The 24,006-nt window shown below is 63.3% G+C and carries 23 protein-coding genes; 3 read left to right on the top strand and 20 right to left on the bottom strand.

Annotated elements, in window-relative coordinates:
• Nucleotides 1–49 precede the first annotated feature (49 nt).
• The gene (locus tag P0X85_RS08955) at nt 50–1,087 is read left to right on the top strand and encodes a patatin-like phospholipase family protein (RefSeq protein WP_275811688.1); all 1,038 of its coding nucleotides are present in this window, start codon (nt 50–52) and stop codon (nt 1,085–1,087) included.
• Here the strand turns inward: P0X85_RS08955 and P0X85_RS08950 are convergent.
• From P0X85_RS08950 to P0X85_RS08940, 3 genes are all read right to left on the bottom strand, one after another.
• Nucleotides 1,048–1,794, bottom strand: a complete 747-nt coding sequence (locus P0X85_RS08950) for a DUF502 domain-containing protein (RefSeq protein WP_275811687.1) — start codon at nt 1,792–1,794, stop codon at nt 1,048–1,050. The two genes, P0X85_RS08955 and P0X85_RS08950, sit on opposite strands and share 40 nt — an antisense overlap.
• 68 nt (nt 1,795–1,862) lie before the next feature.
• Entirely contained in the window at nt 1,863–2,798 is a 936-nt protein-coding gene (locus tag P0X85_RS08945) for a pseudouridine-5'-phosphate glycosidase (protein ID WP_275811686.1), read from the bottom strand.
• Nucleotides 2,795–3,691, bottom strand: a complete 897-nt coding sequence (locus P0X85_RS08940; RefSeq protein WP_275811685.1) for a PfkB family carbohydrate kinase — start codon at nt 3,689–3,691, stop codon at nt 2,795–2,797. The genes P0X85_RS08945 and P0X85_RS08940 overlap by 4 nt, the downstream gene beginning before the upstream one ends.
• 313 nt (nt 3,692–4,004) lie before the next feature.
• Between P0X85_RS08940 and rpsB the strand changes: the two genes are divergently transcribed.
• Nucleotides 4,005–4,769: a 30S ribosomal protein S2 gene (rpsB, locus tag P0X85_RS08935; protein ID WP_275811684.1), complete on the top strand. Its 765-nt coding sequence runs from the start codon at nt 4,005–4,007 to the stop codon at nt 4,767–4,769.
• Nucleotides 4,770–4,840: 71 nt separating this feature from the next.
• On the top strand, nt 4,841–5,719 hold the full coding sequence (gene tsf, locus P0X85_RS08930; RefSeq protein ID WP_275811683.1) for a translation elongation factor Ts: 879 nt from the start codon (nt 4,841–4,843) through the stop codon (nt 5,717–5,719).
• 85 nt (nt 5,720–5,804) lie between these two features.
• Here tsf and P0X85_RS08925 read toward each other — a convergent pair whose 3' ends face one another.
• The 17 genes from P0X85_RS08925 to P0X85_RS08845 form a co-directional block, all read right to left on the bottom strand.
• Complete coding sequence (locus P0X85_RS08925; RefSeq protein WP_275811681.1) at nt 5,805–6,575, bottom strand: LuxR family transcriptional regulator; 771 nt, start codon at nt 6,573–6,575, stop codon at nt 5,805–5,807.
• 117 nt (nt 6,576–6,692) lie between these two features.
• Entirely contained in the window at nt 6,693–8,441 is a 1,749-nt protein-coding gene (locus P0X85_RS08920) for a SulP family inorganic anion transporter (protein ID WP_275811679.1), read from the bottom strand.
• Between the two features lie 23 nt (nt 8,442–8,464).
• On the bottom strand, nt 8,465–8,896 hold the full coding sequence (locus P0X85_RS08915) for a TIGR01244 family sulfur transferase (RefSeq protein WP_275811677.1): 432 nt from the start codon (nt 8,894–8,896) through the stop codon (nt 8,465–8,467).
• Between the two features lie 101 nt (nt 8,897–8,997).
• Nucleotides 8,998–9,861 carry an MBL fold metallo-hydrolase gene (locus tag P0X85_RS08910; RefSeq protein ID WP_275811879.1) on the bottom strand — a complete coding sequence of 288 codons (864 nt, stop codon included), beginning with the start codon at nt 9,859–9,861 and terminating at the stop codon, nt 8,998–9,000.
• A gap of 75 nt (nt 9,862–9,936) precedes the next feature.
• Nucleotides 9,937–10,599: a phosphoglycolate phosphatase gene (gph, locus tag P0X85_RS08905; protein ID WP_275811675.1), complete on the bottom strand. Its 663-nt coding sequence runs from the start codon at nt 10,597–10,599 to the stop codon at nt 9,937–9,939.
• Nucleotides 10,596–11,153 carry a thioredoxin family protein gene (locus P0X85_RS08900; protein WP_275811673.1) on the bottom strand — a complete coding sequence of 186 codons (558 nt, stop codon included), beginning with the start codon at nt 11,151–11,153 and terminating at the stop codon, nt 10,596–10,598. Before P0X85_RS08900 ends, gph begins: the two co-directional genes overlap by 4 nt.
• Before the next feature lie 10 nt (nt 11,154–11,163).
• Nucleotides 11,164–12,111: an MBL fold metallo-hydrolase gene (locus P0X85_RS08895; RefSeq protein WP_275811671.1), complete on the bottom strand. Its 948-nt coding sequence runs from the start codon at nt 12,109–12,111 to the stop codon at nt 11,164–11,166.
• Between the two features lie 3 nt (nt 12,112–12,114).
• Nucleotides 12,115–13,023 carry an MBL fold metallo-hydrolase gene (locus P0X85_RS08890; RefSeq protein WP_275811669.1) on the bottom strand — a complete coding sequence of 303 codons (909 nt, stop codon included), beginning with the start codon at nt 13,021–13,023 and terminating at the stop codon, nt 12,115–12,117.
• Nucleotides 13,024–13,122: 99 nt separating this feature from the next.
• The gene (gene rpe, locus P0X85_RS08885) at nt 13,123–13,812 is read right to left on the bottom strand and encodes a ribulose-phosphate 3-epimerase (protein ID WP_275811667.1); all 690 of its coding nucleotides are present in this window, start codon (nt 13,810–13,812) and stop codon (nt 13,123–13,125) included.
• Nucleotides 13,813–13,829: 17 nt separating this feature from the next.
• On the bottom strand, nt 13,830–16,154 hold the full coding sequence (locus tag P0X85_RS08880; protein ID WP_275811665.1) for a nitric oxide reductase activation protein NorD: 2,325 nt from the start codon (nt 16,152–16,154) through the stop codon (nt 13,830–13,832).
• A 7-nt stretch (nt 16,155–16,161) separates the two neighbouring features.
• Nucleotides 16,162–17,013 carry a CbbQ/NirQ/NorQ/GpvN family protein gene (locus P0X85_RS08875; protein ID WP_275811663.1) on the bottom strand — a complete coding sequence of 284 codons (852 nt, stop codon included), beginning with the start codon at nt 17,011–17,013 and terminating at the stop codon, nt 16,162–16,164.
• A 79-nt stretch (nt 17,014–17,092) separates the two neighbouring features.
• Nucleotides 17,093–17,452: a ribulose bisphosphate carboxylase small subunit gene (locus tag P0X85_RS08870; protein WP_275811661.1), complete on the bottom strand. Its 360-nt coding sequence runs from the start codon at nt 17,450–17,452 to the stop codon at nt 17,093–17,095.
• Between the two features lie 39 nt (nt 17,453–17,491).
• Nucleotides 17,492–18,922, bottom strand: coding sequence for a form I ribulose bisphosphate carboxylase large subunit (locus tag P0X85_RS08865; RefSeq protein WP_275811659.1), 1,431 nt, complete (start codon nt 18,920–18,922; stop codon nt 17,492–17,494).
• Nucleotides 18,923–18,990: 68 nt separating this feature from the next.
• Nucleotides 18,991–20,058, bottom strand: a complete 1,068-nt coding sequence (fba, locus tag P0X85_RS08860; protein ID WP_275811657.1) for a class II fructose-bisphosphate aldolase — start codon at nt 20,056–20,058, stop codon at nt 18,991–18,993.
• Nucleotides 20,059–20,133: 75 nt separating this feature from the next.
• Nucleotides 20,134–21,135, bottom strand: coding sequence for a type I glyceraldehyde-3-phosphate dehydrogenase (gap, locus tag P0X85_RS08855; RefSeq protein ID WP_275811655.1), 1,002 nt, complete (start codon nt 21,133–21,135; stop codon nt 20,134–20,136).
• A gap of 10 nt (nt 21,136–21,145) precedes the next feature.
• On the bottom strand, nt 21,146–23,116 hold the full coding sequence (gene tkt, locus P0X85_RS08850; protein ID WP_275811653.1) for a transketolase: 1,971 nt from the start codon (nt 23,114–23,116) through the stop codon (nt 21,146–21,148).
• Nucleotides 23,117–23,131: 15 nt separating this feature from the next.
• Complete coding sequence (locus P0X85_RS08845) at nt 23,132–24,004, bottom strand: phosphoribulokinase (protein ID WP_275811651.1); 873 nt, start codon at nt 24,002–24,004, stop codon at nt 23,132–23,134.
• Nucleotides 24,005–24,006: the final 2 nt, after the last annotated feature.

Genomic DNA, 24,006 nt, shown 5'->3' with positions numbered 1-24,006 from the left:
CGGGCAGGGGCGCACGCCCCTGACGCTTCTTCCAGCGAAAGGCGGGCAGATGGAGACGCGACGCATCAACCTCGCGCTGCAAGGCGGCGGCGCGCATGGCGCGTTCACCTGGGGCGTGCTTGATCGGCTGCTGCAAGAGGACTGGCTGGAGATTGCCGCGATTTCGGGCACTTCGGCGGGCGCATTGAATGGCGCGGCGCTGAAGGCCGGGCTTGCGCGGGGCGGGCGTGAGGGCGCGCGGGAAAACCTCGCATGGCTCTGGTCGCAGGTCTCGGAGGTCAACGACCTGCGCCTCGACCGCTGGGTCTCGGCGCTCTTTCCCTATCCGGAGGCGATCAATCGTTGGATCGAGGCGTTTACGCCCGCCGCCTGGATGGATCAGCTCTCCCGTATGATCTCGCCCTACGACTCCGGGCCGTTCTACGTGAACCCGCTGGAACGCATCGTCGAACGATTTGAGTATGACGATGTGTGCGCCAAGGAGGGTCCCGATTTCTTCGTTTCGGCCACCAATGTGCGCACCGGCAAGATCCGGGTGTTCTCGGGCGACGAAATCAACGCGGATGCGATCCTCGCCTCGGCCTGCCTGCCGAACCTGTTTCGCGCGATCGAGATGGAGGACCCGCAGACCGGCCGGACCGAGGCCTTCTGGGACGGTGGCTTCACCGGCAACCCGGCGCTTTTTCCCCTGTTCGAGCCGCAATATCCGCGCGATGTGCTGATCGTGAATATCAACCCGCTCCTGCGAGAGGGCGTCCCGCGCACGCCCGCCGAGATCGAGGAGCGCGTCAACGAGATCAGCTTCAACTCATCGCTTCTGCGCGAGTTGCGCGCGATCCAGTTCGTGCGCCGTCTGATTGCCGACGGGCGGCTGAGCGAGGGCGGGATGAAGGATGTGCTGATCCACATGATCGCCGATGACGACGTGATGACCGATCTGGGCGCGGCCACCAAGGTGACGCCGACGAATGGCACGCTGGAGCGGCTGCACGGGGCGGGCGTGGCGGCGGCAGAGCGGTTCCTCTCGGCGCATAGCGGCGACCTAGGTCAGCGCGCCTCTGTCGATCTCGAGGCGCTTTTCGGCTGAGCGGTTCTGGCTTGCGCGCTGGCCGCTTTCTCGGCTTTTTCGGCCTTTGTTGGCGGATAGACCAGCCCCGCCGAAATGATGAGTTTCGCGGCCTCTTCAACGCTCATATCGAGATAGGTGATCTGCGAGCGCGGCACGAACAGCAAGAACCCAGAGGTCGGGTTCGGCGTGGTCGGCAGGAAGACCGAGATCAGCGGGTCCTCGGTGCTGCCAAATCCCGCGACCTCGCCTTTGGCGGTCGAGGAGACGAAGGCGATCGCCTTCAGCCCTTCGCGCGGATATTCGATCATGCAGGCGCGGTCGAACTTGTCGTCGCCCTGGCTCAGCACGGTCTCCGCGATCTGCTTCAGCCCGGAATAGATCGTGCGCACCACCGGCATCCGCTCGACGATGCTCTCGCCCGTGCGGATCAGCGCGCGCCCGAAGAAGCCCTTGGCCAGCCAGCCCACGATCACTGTGAAGATCAGGAAGATCAGCACCCCGATCCCGCGCAGGTTGATGCCGATATATTGCTCGGGGCGCCATTGATGCGGCACCAATGGCAGGACCCAGCTATCGACCCAGCCGGCAACCGTCCAGATCAGCCACAGCGTGAGCCCGACCGGCGCGACCACGATCAGCCCCGTCAGGAAAGAGGCGCGCAGCCCGCCGAACCGCCCTTTGCGGCGGTGATGGGTCTGCGGGTCGGGCAAATGTTGGGCGCTCATCGAGGTTCCGGAAAAAGGTCACGGGGCCTAACCTATGTGCGGCCCGAGGCCCGCGCAATGGCTGGCACTCAGCGGCCAGCGATTTCCGAGGCGATTTTCGCCGCCAGCCGCGCATTGTTCAGCACGAGGGCGATGTTCGCCACAAGCGAGCGCCCCTCGGTCAGCTCGAAGATGCGTTGCAGCAGGAACGGGGTCACCGCTTTGGCGGCGATGCCCTGTTGCGCTGCCTCGGCCAGCGCGGTCTCGATCACGGGGGTGATCTCGGTTCTTGCAATCTCGGCTTCGGGCGGGATCGGGTTGGCGACAAGCTGCCCGCCCGCAAGCCCCAGCCGCCCGCGCAGGATATGGGCGCGCGCAATCTCGGCGGCGCTGTCGGCGCGCAGGGGGGCGGTCAGACCGGAGCTGCGCGACCAGAAGGCCGGGAAGTCATCCTGCCCGTAGGCGATGACCGGCACGCCATTGGTTTCCAGCACCTCAAGCGTCTTCGGCAGATCGAGGATCGCCTTCGCGCCCGCCGCGACCACGGTGACGGGGGTCTGGCCCAGCTCGGCCAGATCGGCGGAGATGTCGAAGCTCTCTTCGGCGCCGCGATGTACGCCGCCAATGCCACCCGTGGCAAAAACCGAAATCCCCGCCAGATGCGCGCAGATCATGGTCGCGGCGACGGTGGTCGCCCCCACGCGACCTTGCGCCAGACAAACGGCCAGATCGGCGCGGCTGAGCTTCATCACGCCTTCGGCCTGCGCCAGGGCCTCAAGCTGATCGGGATCAAGCCCGATATGAATCTTGCCGCCCATGATCGCGATGGTCGCGGGCACGGCCCCGCTCGCGCGGACCTCGGCCTCGACCCGCTGCGCGGTCTCAAGGTTCTGAGGATAAGGCATGCCGTGCGTGATGATCGTCGATTCCAGCGCGACAATGGGCAGCCCCTCGGCGCGAGCCTTGGCCACTTCGGCGGAGTAGATCAAGAGATCGGCGAGGTCGGTCGAACGGGTATGGGTCATGTGGCGGCTTCTCCGGAAACATAGCGTGCAGCAGCAGTGAGGGCGCGGGACAGGGCCTCGGCGGGGGGCTGGCCCTCGCGCTCGGCGACGATATGGGCGGCCATGAATGTGTCGCCCGCGCCGGTGACGCGGGTGACCATGACGGACGGCGGGGCCGCGGTCAGCACACCATCGGGGCCGCCATCGGCAGCGGGTCGCCCGCCATCCGTGACCAGCGCCCGACGCGCACCCCGCGCGAGAAGCCCGCGCGCGGCTTCTTCGGCGCTCTCGAAGGTGGTCTGGCAGAGCACGCCCGCCTCTTCGAGATTGACGTAGAGCGTGGCCGAGGGGTGGCGCATCAGCGGCATCAGGCGCTCGGCCTTACCGGGGCTGGCAGGCGCGACGCGCAGATCGGCGCGGGCAAAAAGAGGCGAGCGGGCGATCTCGGACAAGAGCGCCACGGTCAGGTTGCCATCCAGCGCCACAAGACCTTGCCAAGGCGCCTTCTCGGACCCAAGCCGTCCATCCGCGAGCGGACGCAGGATCTTGTCGCCCGCGCTCTCCAGGGAATGCGCATCCGCAATCGCGGCAATCAGCCCGTTCGCCCCCTCGACCGCCATGTAGCGATCCGTGGGCAAGTCGTCTGAGCGGTAAACATAGTCGCAGGAAATCCCAAGCGTTCCCGCCGCCTCGATCAGGTCGGCACCCTGGCTGTCGCGCCCGATCGCGGTCAGAAGCGCGGGCCGCAGCCCGAAGCGCGCCAGCGTCATCGCGATATTCATCGCCACACCGCCCGGCAGCCGGGTGATCCGCCCCGCCACATCCGAGCCCGCGCGCATATGCACCGGCGCGCGGCCGATGATGTCCCACAGCGCGGAGCCGATGCACAAAATGTCAGGGCGGGATTCGGTCATGTCTTTTCGTCGCCCAGCCCGCGCCCGCGCGCAAGGACAATCCCACTGGCCCTCGCGGCAGGGATGCTTTGCCCTTGCCATGTCAGTCTGCCCCAAATATCCCCGCCGGAGGCTCCGGCGCGTGCCACGGGCGCCTTTGCCGGGCATTACCGGCCCGCCGTGCCAAAGGGCTTGTCATCCCGGTTCGCACCCGCTATATCGCGCGCACTTCACAGGCGGAGGCGGGCCCTCGGGGGAGACATCCCTGAACGGTCCACCGGTTGGGCAGATGCCCTGATCCTCCGCTCAGGCGCAAACCGGAAAGGATACCATTATGGCGCTTCCCGAATTCTCGATGCGTCAGCTGCTCGAAGCTGGCGTTCACTTTGGCCACCAGACGCAACGCTGGAACCCCCGCATGGGCGAGTTCATCTATGGCGAGCGTAACGGCATCCACATCCTCGACCTGACCCAGACCGTTCCGATGCTGGACGCGGCGCTGCAAGTCGTGCGCGACACCGTCGCCAAAGGCGGCCGTGTGCTCTTTGTCGGCACCAAGCGTCAGGCGTCCAAGCAGATCGCCGAAGCCGCTGAAAAATGCGCGCAATACTACATGAACCACCGTTGGCTGGGCGGCACGCTCACCAACTGGAAAACCGTTTCGCAATCGATCGCGCGTCTGAAGCAGATCGACGAAGTGCTCGCCGGTGGCGCCGAAGGCCTCACCAAGAAAGAGCGCCTCGGCATGGAACGCGAACAGGCGAAACTGCAAGCCTCGCTCGGCGGCATCCGCGAAATGGGCGGTCTGCCGGACCTGCTCTTCGTGATCGACGTCAACAAGGAAGATCTCGCCATCGCGGAAGCCAAGAAGCTTGGCATCCCGGTCGTGGCCGTGGTCGATACCAACTGCTCGCCCAAGGGCGTTGACTACATCATCCCGGGCAACGACGACGCGGCACGCGCCATCGGCCTCTATTGCGACCTCGTTTCGCGCGCAGCTCTGGACGGCATGACCGCTCAGATGGGCGCCGCCGGCGTCGATCTCGGTGCGCTCGAAGAAGCCCCGGTCGAAGAAGCCGTCGAGGCAGCCGAGGCCTGAGCCTCGCGTCACGTCACTGACATGAGGGCGGGGGATAACCCCGCCCACCACAACATCTGAGGAGAAATCCTATGGCGATCACCGCAGCGATGGTGAAAGAACTGCGCGACTCCACCGGCGCAGGCATGATGGACGCGAAAAAAGCGCTGACCGAGACCAATGGCGACATGGAAGCCGCCGTGGACTGGCTGCGCACCAAGGGTCTTGCGAAAGCGGCCAAGAAATCGGGCCGCGTGGCCGCTGAGGGCCTCGTGGCTGTCGCGGTGAATGGCGGCGTTGGCGTCGCGGTCGAAGTGAACTCGGAAACCGATTTCGTCGGCAAGAACGCAGACTTCCAGAAAATGGTCGGCGGCATCGCGCAGACCGCTCTGGCTGTGTCGGATGTCGAAGCACTCAAGGCCGCGCCGATGAACGGCAAGCCGGTTGCGGATGTCATCACCGACGCGATCGCCGTGATCGGCGAGAACATGACGCTGCGCCGCATGGCCCGCGTCGAAGGCGACGTGGTGGTGGACTATGTGCACAACGCGGCAGCTGAGGGCATGGGCAAGATCGGCGTGCTCGTCGCGCTGAACGGTGCCGATAACGGCATTGGCAAGCAAATCGCCATGCATATCGCCGCGACCAGCCCGGCGGCACTCTCGGAAGCTGATCTGGACCCGGCCGTGGTCGAGAAAGAAAAGCAGATCCAAATGGATATCGCGCGTGAATCGGGCAAGCCCGAAGCCGTGATCGAGAAAATGATCGAAGGCCGTATGAAGAAATACGTCGCCGAAGTCACGCTGCTCAACCAGCAATTCGTGATCAACCCCGACATCACCGTGGGTCAGGCTGCGAAAGACGCTGGTGTCGAGGTCGTCGCCTTTGCACGCGTCGAAGTCGGCGAAGGCATCGAGAAGAAAGAAGAAGATTTCGCGGCGGAAGTCGCCAAGACCATGCAAGGCGCCTGATCGTCTTCCACAGTCTGGAAATCACGAACGCCGTCCCCGAGAGGGGGCGGCGTTTCGCTTTGTTTCATGTTGTGCCGTGATCGCCTCAGCTCGCCTGCCGCTCACGCCGCGGTCCGCCGAGGAAGATCTGTTTCTGCATCGAGGCTTTAAGCACTGCCTGCGCCGTGGTTTCGACGTCAAGCGCCTCACGCGCCAGACGCAGGTGCTTTTCGACCGAGGTCAGCGTCAGGCCCATCCGAAGCGCGATATCCTGCGTGGTCTTGCCATCCGCGACCCATTCGAGCACTTCGCGCTGACGGTTGGTGAGCGGCCGGCGCGCCGTGGCAAAGGGCATGGCGGATATGCGCAGATGGGTGAGAGCGTTAATCACCATGATCTCGCGCCCGTGTTCGGCCCAGATCCGCTCGACCTCGTATTGGCGCATGCCTTTGCGTGCGCACAGGCCAATCGCCCCTTTGGAACGATCCCCGCTGCTTGGAAAGGCGATAGAATACCCGGCCCGGATACCATAGCGCAGGTTGAGCTGCGTCGCGCGCTGTTCGAGCAAGTTCAGATTTCCCGCCCGCATCTGCTGATCGACCCACCGCCAGGAACAGGCGCCCTCATTGCGCGCGGCCCATTTCACCATGGGGGCGTTTTCGAAATGCTCGGGCTGAAGCGCGACTTCGAGATAGTCGGGATCATGGTTGGACAGGATCAACATGTCGTCGAGCTTGCCGAACCCGTCATGCTGTCGAAAGCGCGTAAAGGCATAAATCAAACGATCGAACCCGTATGCCGTCATGTAATCGACATGAAGGTCCCAGACGCCGGCGATGTCTTTTTGCGCCAGCATTTCTTCCAAATGTTTGAGCATTGCCCTCCGGTCCAGGCCTGAATATTGCGTGTAGCCGCGTGTGGCGGAAAGATTATTGCTATAGTTTCACGTTCTTTTAAATAACAATCAAGTGGCGCGCCAGTCGCGCAGCCGCGTTTACTTTGCGGTTTCGCAGCGCGGCTGGGTCAGGGTCGCGGCGGTAATCTCGGGGGCAAGGGCGCGCAGCGCGTCGTAATGCGTCAGGTAGATCTGTCCGCCCATATGGGTGATGAGATCGGATTGCACGAGGCGATCCATGACCGGACCCTTGACCTCGGAGAGATGCAGCTTCACGCCCGCGTCCTTGAGCTGCGCATTGACCGCTTCGAGCGCCTCGAGCGCAGAGGCGTCAATGAAATTGATCGCCGGGCAGTTCAGGACAACATGGCGGATGCGCGGATCGGCCGCGACGCGGTCGTAGATCGTATCCTCGAGGAAGCGCGCATTCGGGAACCAAAGGCTTTCGTCGATGCGGATCGAGAGCACCTCCGGCACGGTCTCGACGCGATGTCGGTCCACATTCCGGAAATGCTCGGTGCCGGGGACCTGACCCATGATCGCGTAATGGGGGCGCGAACTGCGCCAAAGGTGCAGCAGGATCGACAGGCCCACGCCCGCCGAAATCCCGGTCTCCACCCCGAAGATCAGCGTGACGAGGATCGTGGCCACCATGGCTGCCGCGTCAGACGGGCAATAGGCGAAGGTGCGTTTGATTGCGCCCAGATCGACGAGGCTCAGGACCGCGACGACGATGGTCGCCGCCAGCGTCGCCTGCGGCAGGAAATAGAGCGCCGGCGTCAGTGTAAGGGTGGCGATGGCCATGCCGATCGCGGTAAAGGCGCCGGCCGCCGGGGTCGCGGCACCCGCGTCGAAATTCACCACCGAGCGGGCGAAACCGCCCGTGACCGGGAAGCCACCGGAAAAGGCGGAGCCGAGATTCGCGCCGCCAAGCGCGATCAGTTCCTGATCCGGGTCGATACGCTGGCGTCGCTTCGCCGCGAGGGTCTGCGCGACCGAAATCGTCTCGACATAGCCGACGATGGAGATCAGCAGCGCGGGCAGGGCGAGTTGCGTCCAAAGCCCGAGCTCGAGAGGCGGCATCGCGGGCATCGGAAGGCCCTGCGGCACGTCGCCGACGATCTTCACACCCCAGCCCTGAAGCCCAAAGAGCCAGACGAGGAGAATGGTCACCACGACCGCAGAGACGGGCGCCGCGCGCACGGCCAGACCCGCCAGCCGTTCCTTCATTCCGCGCGCTTTAAGAAACGGTTTCAAGCCTTTGCGCGACCAGAACAAAAAGGCGGTCGCCAACGCGCCGATAAGCACTGTGGGGATGTTGATCGAGGCGATATTCCCGACCAGAGATGTGACGATCTCGGGGAGTGTCTTGCCATTGGCGGAGACGCCCAGAAGGTGCTTGATCTGGCTCGACGCGATCAGGATGCCCGAGGCCGAGATAAAGCCGGAAATCACCGGATGGCTCAGGAATGAGGCGATGAAGCCCAGACGCAAAAGCCCCATGCCCAGCAGCATCAGCCCGGACAGAAAGGCCAGCGCGATGGCCGCGCCGAGATATTCGGGCGTGCCGCGTTGGGCCAGTTCGCCCACCGCCGCCGCTGTCATCAACGAGGCGACGGCAACCGGGCCGACCGCGAGTGCCCGCGAGGTGCCCAGCACCGTGTAGATCAGGATTGGCGCAATCGAGGCGTAAAGCCCGACTTCCGGCGGAAGCCCCGCGAGGAGCGCATAGGCGAGCGATTGTGGGATCAGCATGATCGTGACGATCACCGCCGCCACGATATCGGCCTCGAATGTCATGCGCGAATAGTCGCGCCCCCAGGTCAGGATAGGAAAGAAGCGTTTCACATCAAGTCCTTGGGCGTGGTTCTTCAACTATTGGAGCGGGCCTCGATCAGGGGAGCCAGACCGCTGTGGTCATACCCCCATTCGGCGGCGCGGCGCAGGATTTCATCGGTGGGCATCTGACCGGCCTGATCGAGCGCCCACAGATGCGAGCTGCGCGTGCCCGAACGACAATAGGCCAGAACCGGGCCTTCGGCGGTCTTCATCACCTCGGAGAAGGCATCGGCCAGATCCTCGGTCAACATGCCCGGATAATAGGGCAGATGATGATAGGCGAGACCGGCCTCGGCCGCCGCCTTTGCCATTGCCGCGCTTTGCAGTTGATCCTCGATCTCTTCGTCGGGACGGTTGTTGATCAGGGTGCGAAACCCCATCGCCGCCGCCTCGGCCAGATCCTCGGGTTCGATCTGCGGGGCCACCGCAAATTCCGGCGTCAGCCGTCGCAAATCCATAACCATGTCCCTGTTCCCGTTCCCTGTTGCGGGTCATTCTTGGTTACGCGCTCTCTCGCGCAAAGAAAAGCCCGCCCGTACTGCAAAACCAGCGCGGGCGGGCGCGTTCAGAGCACGTTGACCGGAACCTTGAGATAGGTCTTGCCGTCCTCGTCCTTGGGCGGCATCTGCCCGGCGCGCATATTCACCTGCAAGGAGGGGATGATCAGCTTGGGCATCGCCAGTTGCGCGTCGCGCTCGGTGCGCATCTTGACGAATTCATCCTTGGATTTGCCACCGCCGATATGGATATTGCGGGCCTTTTCTTCGGCCACGGTGGTTTCCCATGCGTATTCGTCGCGGCCCGGTGCCTTGTAGTCATGGGCGACGAAGATGCGGGTTTCATCGGGGAGCGCGAGGATCTTCTGGATCGAGTTGTAAAGCGTTTCGGCCGAACCACCGGGGAAATCGCAGCGCGCCGTGCCGAAATCGGGCATGAACAGCGTATCGCCCACAAAGGCCGCATCCCCGATCACATAGGTCAGGCAGGCGGGCGTATGGCCGGGGGTGTGGAGCACATGGCCCTTGAGACCGCCCACTTCGAACGTATCGCCTTCAACGAAGAGCTTGTCGAATTGCGAGCCATCGCGCTGGAACTCGGTGCCCTCGTTGAAGATCTTGCCGAACGTGTCCTGCACGACCTTGATCCGGTCACCGATCCCGATCTTGCCGCCCACGCGTTCCTGAAGATAGGGCGCGGCCGACAGGTGGTCGGCATGGACATGGGTTTCGAGAATCCACTCCACGCGCAGCCCCTCCGCCTCCACATGGGCGATGACCGCATCGGCGGATTTCGTGTCCGTGCGGCCAGAGGCGTAGTCGAAATCGAGCACGCTATCCACGATGGCGCAGGCACTCGATTTCGGGTCCTTGACCACAAAGGTCACGGTGAAGGTGGCTTCGTCGAAGAAGGCTTTGACTTCGGGTTTCAACATCGGACGACTCCCTGATTTCGTCTCTCGAATATGGGGCCGCAGGGCGCGCGGGCAACGGGGTGGGACAGTCTGTCACCCTGATTTGTAATGGCTCACGAGGCCGGGGAGCATCGCGAAATCCGAGAATACCGCGTCATGGGGCAGCTCATGGACAGGCGTCTTGCGATAGCCTTCGGTGAACAGCAGAAAGGGCTGCTCCGCTGCTGCGGCGGTCTCTGCGTCGATTTCGCTGTCGCCGACATAGACGACCGGACCGCCGCCGATCAGCGCGATCGCATGGTGGAGCGGCTCCGGATCGGGCTTGCGCACAGCCAGCGTATCGCCCGCGACGATCACCTCGAAAAAGTCGAGCAAACCTACATGGGCAAGCGTGGCGCGGGTCGGCTCCATCGGTTTATTGGTGCAAACGCCCAGCTTGTGACCATCGTCGCGCAGCGCCTCTAGCGCCGCAAGGACGTTGGGGTAGGGCGTGTTGCCCTCGACCTCGATGGCGTAACGCTCGATGAAGCGGGCCTGAAGATCGTCGAACAGCGGCCCCTCGGGCGGCAGCCCGGCCTCTTGCATCACACAGGCCACGAGATGGGCCACACCGCGCCCGACAAAGCCACGCACCTGCATCAGTGTCACCGGCGCGAAGCCCTGTTCCGAGAGCACCTGATTGGTCACCGTATGGATCGCAGGCACCGAGTCGATCAGCGTGCCGTCGAGATCAAAAATCACGGCGGGGCGGCTCATGCGCTGTCCTTCCACTTGATCGAGCAACCCATCGAGGGGATTTGCTCTGCCGGGCCGACGCCCGTTTCGGCCACCTGCATCATCGCCTCGAACAGCTCGCGGCGCGCATCCGCAGGCCCCGCCTGACGGCCCGACGCATCGAGCCGCCCGCGATACTGCAATTCACCCTGCGCGTTGAAGCCAAAGAAGTCGGGGGTGCAGGCCGCGTCATAGGCGCGCGCGACCTCTTGGCTCTCGTCGTAGAGATAGGGGAAAGAGAAGCCCTTTTCCTTGGCCATCCGCACCATGTTGATGAAGCTGTCCTCGGGATAGGCCTCGGCATCGTTCGAAGAAATCGCCGCAATCCCGATCCCTGCCGCCTGAAGCGCCTCGGCATCGCGCAGGATGCGGTCGAGCACGGCCAGCACATAGGGGCAGTGATTGCAGATGAACATGATGAGCGTGCCGTTTGGCCCGCGAACATCCTCGAGCGTGTAGACCCGCCCATCCGTCCCCCCGAGTTTGAAATCGGGGGCTTTCCAGCCAAAATCGCAGACGGGCGGTGTGACAGCCATGGGGCGCTCCTTATTCCCACTCCATTTCTTCAAAGACCACGCCCGCATTCTTGGTGGCAAGCTCCTCGAACGTGTCGAGATGGGCGTAGGGGCTTTGATCGACATAATAGGCTTCGGCCAGATCGCCGCCTTCGTCGATATGCGCGCGGATTTTCTCGCGCAGGTAGACGAGGTAATCGCGCGTATAGCGGCGCACCTGGGCGAGGTTGGTCGGGTGGCCGTGGCCGGGGATGACATAGGTCGGGTTCAGCGGCTCGAACTTGGTTTCCCAGGTCTCGATCCAGCAGCTCGTGCAGGTGCCCGAGAAGATCGGCGGCATCCGCTCCGAAAAGGCGATATCGCCCGCAATCATGAAGCTTTGCTTGGGCAGCCAGACCTGCGTGTCGCCGGGGCTGTGGGCTGGGCCGAGATGCATCACATGAATCTCGAACGCGCCCATCTCGATGATTTTCTCATCCTCGAAGGTTTCGGTCGGACCCATCGGATCGGTGCCTTCGGTATTCTCCTTGGCATAGGCCTTGAGCGCGGTCCACGCGCCGCCCATGTCATGCTCGAATTCCTCGGCGGCCTCGACATGGGCGAGGATCGGCACGCCTTGCTCGATCCAGTAGTTGTTGCCCAGCATTGCATGGCCCTGACCGTTCTCGTTGATCACGAGCTTGACCGGTTGATCGGTGCGTTCCTTGATTTCATCATGGAGCGCCTTGGCCAGCAGGTAGGAGGCGCCCGAGTTGACCACCACGACCCCGTCGCCCGTGACGATGAAGGACAGGTTGTTGTTATGGCCCGCGTTCTCATAGGTCGGCGGCGCGGTTGCGCCAATTGAGGTGAAGACGCCGGGGATCACCTCAACCGGCTTCGAGTAGAGCACCGATTGCGGGTATTGATCCGGGATGTCCTCGGAGGCGAGCGCGGGCAGGGCGAGCACGAAGGGCAGGGCGGCGAGAAGCTGTTTCATTGCTCAGACCTCCGGCACGAAGCGGAACACGCCGTCAGCGCGCTCGACCCGGCCGATGCCGCCCTCGGGCAGGTGGAAGCCCACCATCGGCATTTGCTGATCGGCCAGATAGGCCAGAAGCGCCATCCGCGTCTCGATCCCCAGATCGGGGTTCTGGTCGGAGCCCGACACCCAATCAGGCGCGGCGAAGGCGAGGTGATGGTTGCCAATCGCATCGCCCACGATCATCACCGCGTCATTGCCCTGACGCAGTTCAAACGCCATATGCCCCGGTGTGTGGCCATAGGAGGCGTGCGATTTGATGCCCGGCAGGATTTCCTGATCGGCACCGAAGGTCTCGATCTGATCTTCCATCGCCTGAAGACGACGCAGCGCGCCGGCTGCGAAGCTCTGGCGGCCCTCGTCGATCGTGTTCACGGTCTCGGGGTTGATCCAGTAATCGAATTCGTCCTTGCCCATCATATGAGTAGCGTTCGCAAAAAGCGGATCGTCGAAATCGTCAAGCACGCCCCAGAGGTGGTCCGGGTGGCCGTGCGTGAAGACGACATGGGTGATCTCATCGGGGGACACGCCCATCGCGTCGAGCGTATCGAGCAGCTTGCCCGCGGTCGGCATGAAATCGGGGCCCGCGCCGACATCGAAAAGCACCGTGTTGGTGCCATCGCGGTAGAGCGTGACGTTGCAGGGCGGTGTGACCTGATCGCCGGTCACGCCAAGGGACGCCATCTTTTCAAGGGCGCCCTCGTGATCCGTCACGAAGTTCATCGGTAGCACCAGATTGCCGTCGGAAACGGTCTCGAGCGTGGCGCCGCCCAGCGTCATGGTCTGCGCCGCAAAGCCGCGCAGAGGCAGAGCGCCTGCAATCCCCGTTGCCAGCGCCGTGCGCATGAAAGTCCGTCGCGTGAAAGCCATGCCAGTCCTCCCTACTGGTATTCAATCATGCGAATATGAACGACAGTTTGTCGCAGGGCAAGAGGCTCTGCCCGCTCGCCCTGCACAATTGTGATGCGCTTAGAGCGCAGCTTCTGCGGCAGCGCGGATGGCCGCGATATTCTGGCCGTAAACCTCGGGGTTCGAGACTGACCCGCCCTTGAACACGGCCGAGCCCGCAACGAAGCAGTCGGCGCCCGCCTTGACCAGCGGCCCCACGGTGGTCGGATCGACACCGCCATCGACCTGAATATGGATCTCGCGGTCGCCAATCATCTCGCGGACCTGCCGCACCTTGTTGATGCTGGACGGGATGAATTTCTGCCCGCCAAAGCCGGGGTTCACGCTCATCACAAGGACCATATCCACAAGGTCCAGCAGCTCCGAGATCACGCTGGCGGGCGTGCCGGGGTTGAGCGAGATGCCGCATTTCACGCCCTGCGCCTTGATCGCTTGCAGCGTGCGATGCGGGTGCGGGCCCGCTTCCCAATGGGCGACGATCATATCCGCGCCCGCCTCGGCATAGGCCTCGATATAGGGATCGACCGGCGCGATCATCAGGTGCACGTCCATGAAGGTCTTCACATGCGGACGGAAGGCTTTGACGGCGGGCGGGCCGAAGGTCAGGTTCGGCACGAAATGCCCGTCCATCACATCGACATGGACCCAATCCGCGCCTTGCGCCTCGATGGCCTGAATTTCCTGGCCGAAATTGGCGAAATCGGCGCTCAGGATCGAGGGGGCGATCTTGATCTTGCGGTCGAAGCTCATGGGGTCCTCCGTGGGATTCATTTGGTCAGTTGCGCGAACAGCGTCGGCAGTTTTTCGGGCAGGCGTTCGACCTGGTCGATGATGGTATAGTTATTCGCGCCGAAGATGCGCGACACGTAACGGTCTGCCTCGGGATCGAGCGTGAGGCAATAGCTGTGAATCCCGATTTGGAGCAATTCCGCAACCGCTTTCTTGGCATCCATGCGCAGATATTGCGGGTCGCGCTCGTCGATATCGGCGGGTTCGCCGTCGGTCACGATCAAAAGCAGCTTATGCGCCTCGGGGCGTTGCAGGAGGTGATGGCTCGCGTGGCGCATCGCGGCGCCCATTCGGGTCGAGAGCCCGCCCGTCATGCCGGCGAGCCGCGCCTTGGCCTCATCCCCGAATTTCTGCTCGAAATTCTTGAAGCGCGAGTATTGCACATCGTGGCGCCCGTCCGAGGCAAAGCCGTGGATCGCAAACGGATCGCCGATCCCCTCGATCGCCGAGGCGACCAGCGCCGAGGCCTCGCGCGTGAGGTCCAGCACCGTCTTGTCCGAGCCGCGCACGGTTTCATTCGTCGATTCCGACAGGTCGAGCAGGATCAGCACCGCCAGATCGCGGCGGTTGATGACATTGCGCATGGTGATCCGCATGTCGGGCTGCATGCCGATGCGCTGCATCACGGCGGCCTCGACGGCGGCGTTCAGGTCCAATTCGTCGCCATCCTCAAGGCGGCGCTGGCGCGAGACACCCTGCGGGCGCAGGCGGTCCACGATCTGCTTGATCCGGTGGCGGATGCCGCGATGCGCGTTGAGGATCGTGTCGATGGTCTCCGGGTCGCCTTGCGGCGGGCAGTGTTCATAGACCGTGGCCCAGGACGGGCGGGCGAGCTGCACCTTGTAGTCCCATTCTCCGTAATGGAACGGGTCGGAGATCGGCGTCTTCCCCTCGCTTTCGTTGAAGGACACGCCCTCATCCTCATAGGGGAAGAGTTCCGAGGACAGCACCCAGACCTCTTGCGCGTCATCGCCCGCGGTCTCCACATCAACCTCGTTGATGAACTCCATCAGCCCGACATGGCGGCGCACCTGACCCTGCGCGGGGAGGTAGGCCACGTTGTCCCAGTCATAGCCATCGAGCGCCCAGACGAAACGGTTGTCGTCGCGGTAAGGGATGCGCAGGGTTTCCAACACGCGCAGGCTCGGCACGGCACGGCGTTGGGCGAGCAGGTTGTAAAGTTCGATCCCCAGCGACCATGAGAACATCGTCTCGCGCAGGTTGTTTTCGACCTCGCCGTGGAAGGTCTCGACCAGATTGTCGATCTCCAGATCGCCCGTGCGCCGCCCCGGCTCGATCAGCGCAATCGCCAGCTTTTCGAGCAGATACATGCTCTCATGCTCGTAGGTCTTGGGCGGGCTTTCGGGCATGAGGGCGCGGAACATCGTCGCCAGCCCCGGAAAGGCGCGGATCGCGCAATGCTCGACACGGGCATCTTCGATCAGGCCTATCAGGAAAATCTGCGCGGGGTTGAGCGCCTCTTGCCCAAGCCCCCGGTCGGAATAGACGATATGGGCGGCCATATGCGCGCACATCGCGCGGTAGAGGTCGAGCCCCGAGACAGAGCCGATCGCGTCCACCGCATCGGGCAGGTGCAGCGCGCCATCTTCGATGAAGGGACGAAAGCCGTTGAAATCCGCCGCCGAAGGCCGCAGGAAGAAATCGCGGCCCCAGAACGCGCGCAGGTAAAAGTTGAGCCGCCGCTGGCTGTCGATAAACAGCGTGCCTCGGCGCTCCTGTTTGAGAACCGCGCGGCTGTCCTCACTCACGAGCCCGAAGTAATCCGCCTGTTTCGGCAGGTCGCGCCGATAGGCCTCGGCGCCGAAATCGACCCAGCGGCGCAGGCCGGAGAGCGTGAGTTTGCTCAGCAATTCTTCGAGCACGCCGAACATCGGGCGCAAGCCTCGCGGCGCGTTCGCGGCCAAGCGGTGGACGAGTGCCAGATAGCCGCGCAAGAGATCGGGGTCGCCAAAGCGTTGCGCCGCGCCCGGCATGGTCGAGATCATCAGCGTGATGACCTCGCCCGAGACCATCGAGGTCAGCTTCATCACGGCGCCCACCACGTCGCGGATCACGTCCTCGCCGCATTCCTTCACGACCTGCGGCATCTCGTCGAGATAGGCGGTGAGCAGGCGCGGCCCCTTGCCAAGCGCATTCATCGCGCGCGCGCCGTCCATGTAATCCTTGAGGCCCGCCGGCGACATCAGCCGCGCGGCCTCGTGAAACAGCCCTTCGAGGCTGTCCTCGAGCTCGGGGGCGGCCTTGATCAGCTCGGGCGCGTAGTCGTCGAGCGCGACTTTCATGGCGACCTCAGGCGACCTTCGCGCCCTCGGCGCTGTCGGGGAAGAAGGTGGATACGGCGGCTTGCAGCGTGTCACGCATGTCCGGATCATCGGTCAGCGGCTCCACCAAAGCCATCAGGCAGGCGGCCTGCGCGGGGATGTCCTGCGCGATCAACTGGCCCGCATAGACCAGAAGCCGCGTCGACATGCCCTCATCCAGCCCATGCCCCTTGAGATTGCGCGAGCGTTCGGCGACCTGCACGAGCCTCTCGGCAGTCTTGAGATCAATGCCCGCCTCGTGGCTGACGATCTCGGCCTCGGTCGCGGCGGTCGGATAGTCGAAACTCATCGCCCCGAAGCGCTGCTTCGTCGATTGCTTCAGGTCCTTCATCATCGACTGGTAGCCGGGGTTATAGGAAATCACGACCTGAAAATCGGGATGCGCATTGACCAACTCGCCCTTCTTTTCCAGCGGCAACTGGCGGCGGTGGTCGGTCAGCGGGTGGATCACCACGGTCGTGTCCTGACGCGCCTCCACCACCTCGTCGAGGTAGCAGATCGCGCCGATCCGCGCGGCGATGGTCAGCGGCCCGTCCTGCCATTTGGTGCCGTTGATATCCAGCAGGAACCGCCCGATCAGGTCGGAGGCGGTCATGTCCTCGTTACAGGCGACCGTGATCAGCGGGCGTTGCAGCTTCCACGCCATGTATTCCACGAAGCGCGATTTGCCACAGCCCGTGGGGCCCTTGAGCATCACCGGCATCCGCACGTCATAGGCGGCGACGAATTGCTCGATCTCGCGTCCGACAGGGCGGTAATAGGGTTCTTGCTCGACGCGGTATTGGTCGATGTCAATCTCGGTCATGGCTGCATCGGTCATGGTGGGGCCTCCCGTTCGCGCTTGGGGTCAGATCGGGGCAGGGCGGGCGGCCACGCGGACCGCCCGCCCCGAGCTTGCGTTACGCCGTCATCTCGGCGCGGTGGACCACCATCGAGGTGCCCTGCGACTGTTTGAAATTGTCATAGCCGACAAGGCGCACATGGTTGCCGGGGTTGGCCTTCTTGCACATCTCGATCTCGTTAAAGATCGCATCCACATCGGTTTCCCCGAACATCGGCAGCTTCCACATATACCAGTAGTTCGAGCGCATGTTCTCGGGCTCGGTATGTTCGATGGCCGGGTTCCAGCCCTTGCGCACAATGTATTCCACCTGTTTGCGCAGCTCCTCAGGCGTGAGTTGCGGCAGGTAGGAGAAGGTGCCCATCTTGCGGCTGTTCGGGTCCGACAGGCGCGAGCCGTAATCTTGCATTCCGCTCATGTTTTCAATCCTTTCTCAGGCGTTGGGGAGAGGCGAACCTTAGCGGTGCGCGACGTCCAGCTTGTCCACGGTATCGAACTCGAACTTGATCTCTTTCCACGTCTCCATGGCGATCTTGAGTTCGGGGCTGTGCTTGGCGGCCTCGGTCATGATGTCTTTCGACTCGCGCTCGAGATCGCGGCCTTCGTTGCGGGCCTTGACGCAGGCCTCGACCGCGACACGGTTCGCCGCGGCACCCGCCGCGTTGCCCCAGGGGTGGCCAAGCGTGCCGCCGCCGAATTGCAGGCAGCTGTCGTCACCGAAGATGTTGACCAGCGCCGGCATGTGCCAGACGTGGATGCCGCCCGAGGCCACCGGCAGAACACCCGGCATCTGGCCCCAGTCCTGATCGAAGAAGATCCCGCGCGAGCGGTCCTCTTTGACGTATTTGTCGCGCATCAGGTCGATCCAGCCAAGCGTCGCCGCACGGTCGCCTTCGAGCTTGCCGACAACGGTGCCCGAGTGCAGATGGTCGCCGCCCAGAAGCCGCAGCATCTTGGCCAGAACGCGGAAGTTGATGCCGTGCTTGGGGTGACGGTCGATCACGCCATGCATCGCGCGGTGGACGTGCAGCAGCATCCCGTTGTCACGGCACCAGCGCGAGAGCGAGGCCTGCGCCGCCCAGCCGAGCGTGAGGTAATCCGACATGATGATCGGCGAGCCGATCTCCTTGGCGAATTCCGCGCGCTTATACATCTCTTCGATGTTGGGCGCGGTCACGTTCAGATAGTGACCCTTGCGCTCGCCGGTTTCCTTCTCGGCTTTCTCGATCGCTTCCTGACAGAACTCGAAGCGGTCGCGCCAGCGCATGAAGGGCTGCGAGTTGACGTTCTCATCGTCCTTGGTGAAGTCGAGGCCGCCCCGGAGTGCCTCATAGACAGCGCGGCCGTAGTTCTTGGCCGAGAGGCCGAGCTTCGGCTTGATCGTACAGCCAAGGAAGGGGCGGCCATATTTGTCGAGCTTGTCGCGCTCGACCTGAATCCCGTGGGGCGGGCCGTCGCAGGTGGCCACGAACCACAGCGGGAAGCGCACATCCTCAAGGCGCAGGGCGCGTACGGCCTTGAAGCCGAACACGTTGCCGACAAGCGAGGTGAAGACGTTGACGACCGAGCCTTCTTCGAACAGGCCCATCGGGTAGGCGATGAAGGCATAGTAGCTTTCGTCGTCGCCCGGCACGTCCTCGATCGCATAGGCGCGACCCTTGTAGTAGTCGAGGTCGGTCAGAAGGTCGGTCCAGACCGTGGTCCAGGTGCCGGTCGAGGATTCCGCGGCCACGGCGGCGGCGGCCTCTTCGCGCGGGACGCCCGCTTGCGGGGTGATCTTGAACACGGCCAGAACATCGCTGTCCTTCGGCGTGTAGTTCGGGTCCCAATAGGTCTCCCGATACTCTTTCACGCCAGCCGAATATTTGCCTGGTGCTTGCTGATTCATCTGAGGGTCTCCTTTGCTCCCTGAACTCTTTTGATCGCCTCCGCCCGACCTCCTCGCCGGGCAGGGCTTCAGCTTCCCACGCTCGGATCGAGCGTGCCGGCGGCGTAGCGCTTCGCCATGTCATCCATGTCGATGACGTCGATCTTCGAGGCATTTCCGGCGGTGCCGAAACGCTCGAACCGGTCGAGGCAGAGCTTTTCCATCTCTTCCATGGCCGGGATCATGAATTTGCGGGGGTCGAACTCGGTCTTCTTGCTGGTGGCGACCTTGCGGAACTGACCGGTGATCGCCATGCGGTTGTCGGTGTCGATATTGACCTTGCGCACGCCCGATTTGATGCCGCGCTCGATCTCTTCGACGGGGACGCCATAGGTCTGGGGCATCTCACCGCCATAGTCGTTGATCAGGTCCTGAAGATATTGCGGCACCGAGGACGAGCCGTGCATGACAAGGTGTACATTCGGGATCTTGGCGTGGATCTTCTCGATCTGGCTGATCGCAAGAATGTCGCCGGTGGGCTTGCGCGAGAATTTATAGGCGCCATGCGAGGTGCCGCAGGCGATGGCCAGCGCGTCCACCTTGGTCAGCTTGACGAAATCAAGCGCCTCATCGGGGTCGGTCAGAAGCTGGTCGTGGCTGAGCTTGCCCTCGGCACCCGAGCCATCCTCTTTCGCGGCCTCGCCGGTCTCGAGATTGCCGAGCACGCCCAGCTCGCCTTCGACCGAGGCACCCACCCAATGCGCCATGTCTGCCACGCGCTTCGTGATGCCGACATTGTAGTCCCAATCCGCGGGGGTCTTCATGTCTTCTTTCAGCGAACCGTCCATCATCACGCTGGTAAAGCCGTGCTTGATCGCGCTCAGGCAGGTGGCTTCGTTATTGCCGTGGTCCTGATGCATGCAGAGCGGGATGTGGGGATACATCTCGGCCAGCGCCTGGATCATGTGGCGCAGCATGATGTCGCCCGCATAAGAGCGCGCCCCGCGCGAGGCCTGCATGATCACCGGCGCGTCGCATTTCGCGGCCGCCTTCATGATCGCCAGACCCTGCTCCATATTGTTGATGTTGAAGGCCGGCACGCCATAGCCGTATTCCGCCGCGTGGTCGAGCAATTGTCTGAGCGTTATCAGTGCCATATCGTCCTCTTTTCATCTATTTGGCGTCATCAGGCCAAAAATACTCCGGGGGTGCGGGGGCAGCGCCCCCGCTGCTCAGATCAGGCGACCCAAGGCGGCGGCGGTATCCGCCATCCGGTTCGAGAAGCCCCATTCGTTGTCGTACCAGCTCAGGATTCGGACCATCCGCCCGTCCATCACCTTGGTCTGATCCATGTGGAAGACGGATGAATGAGGATCGTGGTTGAAGTCGCTGGAAACGTTTGGTTTATCGGTGTAGCCAAGGATGCCGTTCATCGGGCCGTCAGCGGCGGCGCGGATCGCGGCGTTCACCTCTTCTACGGTGGTGTCTCTGGCGGCCTCGAAGACGAGATCAACGACCGAGACATTCGGGGTCGGCACACGGATCGCCACACCGTCGAGCTTGCCATTCAGCTCGGGCAGCACGAGACCCACGGCCTTCGCAGCGCCGGTCGAGGTCGGGATCATGCTCAGCCCTGCGGCACGCACCCGATACATGTCGGAATGCATCGTATCCAGCGTCGGCTGGTCGCCGGTATAGCTGTGGATTGTCGTCATGAAGCCTTTCGAGATACCGATCGCGTCATTCAGCGCTTTGGCCACGGGCGAGAGGCAGTTCGTGGTGCAGGATGCGTTGGAGACGATCCTGTCGTCCTTGGTGAGCGCGCCGTGGTTCACGCCGTAAACGATCGTCTTGTCGGCCCCGGCTGCCGGTGCGGAAACCAGCACCCGCTTGGAGCCGTTCTCAAGGTGGAACGCGGCCTTTTCCCGCGCGGTGAAGATGCCTGTGCATTCCATCGCGATATCGACATCGCCCCAGGGCAGCTCCCGCGGATCGCGGATTGCCGTGACCTTGATCGGGCCGCGACCGGCGTCGATCCAGTCCTCGCCCGTGGTCACGGTCTGCGGGAAGCGACCGTGCACAGAGTCGAATTGCAGCAGATGTGCGTTGGTCTCGACCGGGCCGAGATCGTTGATTGCTACGACTTCGACATCGGTCCGTCCCGATTCCGCGATCGCGCGCAGAACATTTCTTCCGATACGGCCAAAGCCGTTAATGGCGATTTTGACAGCCATGACGATCCTTTCAGATCAAAGATTTCGCTTCGTCCACAATCGCTTGCGGGGTGATATTGAAATGCTCATAGAGCTGGGGCGCAGGCGCCGAGGCGCCGAAGCCCGTCATCCCCACGAACCCGTCGGCAGGCCCGAGGAACAGGTCCCAGCCCATCCGCAGCGCCGCCTCGACGCCAATCCGGGGGGCCGTTCCAAGAATGCGCTCGACATAGGCGCGCGGTTGGGTGGCGAAGGCCTCGAAACAGGGCGCCGAGACCACAGCCGCCTTGATGCCCTCCGCCGCCAGAAGATCCGCCGCCGCGAGGGCGATCTCGACCTCCGAGCCCGTGGCGATCAGGGTCACGTCACGCTTTTCCGGTTCGCGCAGCAGATAGGCGCCGCGCGCGGTCTGATTTTCATCGGCACTATCACGCACCACCGGCAGGTTTTGACGCGAGAGCACCAACATCACCGGCCCATCGGTGGCGGCCATCGCGACTTCCCAGGCTTCGGCGGTTTCGACCGCGTCCGCCGGGCGGAAGACCCGCAGGTTCGGGATCGCGCGAAGGCTTGCCAGATGCTCGACCGGCTGGTGGGTCGGGCCGTCTTCGCCAAGGCCGATGCTGTCATGCGTCATCACATAGGTGACCGGCACGCCCATCAGCGCGGCAAGGCGGATCGAGGGGCGGGCGTAATCGGCGAAGGCAAGAAACGTGCCGCCATAGGGCTTGAAGCCGCCATGCAGCGCGAGCCCGTTCATCGCGGCCGCCATACCATGCTCGCGGATACCGTAATGGATATAGTTCCCAGAAAAATCATTGGCTTGCACCGACTTCATCGCCTTGGAACGGGTCAGGTTCGACCCGGTCAGATCGGCGGAGCCGCCCACCGTGCTGGGCACGGCCCCATTGACCACCTCAAGCGCCATTTCGCTCGCCTTGCGGGTCGCAACCTTGGGTTTATCTGCGATCAGTTTGGCCTTGTAAGCGGCCATGGCGCGGGGCAGGGCGCGCGTGTCGCCCGCCTCAGCGGCAAGGAATTCGGCACGGGCCGGATGGGCGGCCAGACGGTCCTCCCACGCGGCCCGCGCCGCTGCCCCTCTCTCGGCGACCCGGCCCCAGGCCGCGTAGAGATCAGAGGGGATTTCAAACGGTGCGTGCGGCCAGTCGAGTGCCTTGCGCGCTGCGGCGATTTCTTCGGCGCCAAGCGGTGCGCCGTGGACATCGTGGCCGCCTTGCTTGTTCGGCGCGCCAAAGCCAATCACGGTCCGGCAGGCGATCAGCGAGGGGCGCGGGTCTTGCCGTGCGGCCTCGATCGCATCCGCGATCCCGGTCGCGGTGTGCCCGTCGCAGGCGAGCACGTGCCAGCCAGCCGCCGCAAAGCGCGCCATTTGATCGGTCGCGGTCGAGAGATCGGTGCTGCCGTCGATGGTGATCTTGTTGTCATCCCAAAGCACGATCATGCGCCCAAGCCCGAGATGCCCGGCCATGTCGATCGCCTCGTGGCTGATACCTTCCATCAGGCAGCCGTCACCTGCGATGACATAGGTGAAATGATCCACGATATCATCGCCATAACGTGCGTTCTTCATGCGCTCTGCAAGCGCCATGCCAACGGCTGTGGCGATCCCTTGACCAAGCGGCCCCGTGGTGACTTCGATGCCGTCCGCATGACCGTATTCCGGGTGGCCTGCGGTGCGGCTGCCGAGCTGACGGAAGCTGCGGATCTGGTCCATGCCCATGTCCGCGTAGCCGAGGAGATGGTTGATCGCGTAGATCAGCATCGAGCCATGGCCCGCCGAGAGAACGAACCGGTCCCGGTCGGCCCATTTGGGCGCCGCGGGGTCGATAGAGATAAAGCGGTTGAACAGCACCGTCGCCACATCCGCCATGCCCATCGGCATGCCCGGATGGCCAGATTTCGCCGCCTCGACCGCATCCATCGCCAGTGCGCGGATCGCGTTCGCCATACGGGTTTCTTGAGTGATCTGAATGTCTTTCATGGCATTCCTCATCTTTCAGGCGCGTTTGGCTTCGCGCACGAGACGCTCGATCAGCGGCGTCAGGATCAGTTGCATCGCGAGGTCCTGCTTGTTGCCCGGGATCACGATCGAATTCGCCCGGCTCATCCAGGACCCCGAGATCATCGAGGTCAGGTAGGGGAAGTCGATGCCGCGCGGGTTCTTGAAGCGGATCACGACAAGGCTTTCGTCGGGGGTCGGGATCCAGCGCGCGATGAACGGGTTCGAGGTGTCGACCACGGGCACACGCTGGAAGTTGATATCGGTCTGCGAGAATTGCGGCACGATGCAGTTCACATAGGAATGCATGCGGCGCAGGATCACGTCGGTGACGGCTTCGGTGCTGTAGCCGCGTTGTGCGCGGTCGCGGTGGATCTTTTGAATCCATTCGAGGTTGATGACCGGGACCACCCCGATCTTGAGGTCAGCCAGCCCCGCGAGGTCCACCGCGTCATTGACCACGCAGCCATGCAGCCCTTCGTAGAACAAGAGATCGGAGCCGCCCTCGAAATCGGCCCAGTCGGTGAAATGTCCCGGCGCGGTGCCGTAGCGTTCAGCCTCGATATCGTCATGGACATAATGGCGGGTCTTGCCCTTGCCGGTCTCGCCATAGTCGCGGAAGACACGCTCCAGCTCGCCAAGCTCATTGGCTTCGAAAGAGAAGTGCGAGAAACCCTGATCGCCCGCGCGGTAGCGGTTCTCGAGTTCGGCCTTCATATCGGCGCGGTTGAACCGGTGAAAGGCATCGCCCTCGATGGAGACAGCCTTGATCCCCTCGCGGCGGAAAATCTGATCGAAGGTGTTCTTGACGGTCGAGGTTCCCGCTCCGGAAGAGCCGACGACGGAAATGATGGGGTGTTTCTTGGACATTT

Origin of the sequence: Pseudothioclava nitratireducens, assembly GCF_029210495.1 — a bacterium.
Classification (GTDB): Bacteria; Pseudomonadota; Alphaproteobacteria; order Rhodobacterales; family Rhodobacteraceae; genus Pseudothioclava; species Pseudothioclava nitratireducens.
Note: the sequence above shows the minus strand (reverse complement) of the source record. Positions and strands in the feature narration are given on the sequence as shown.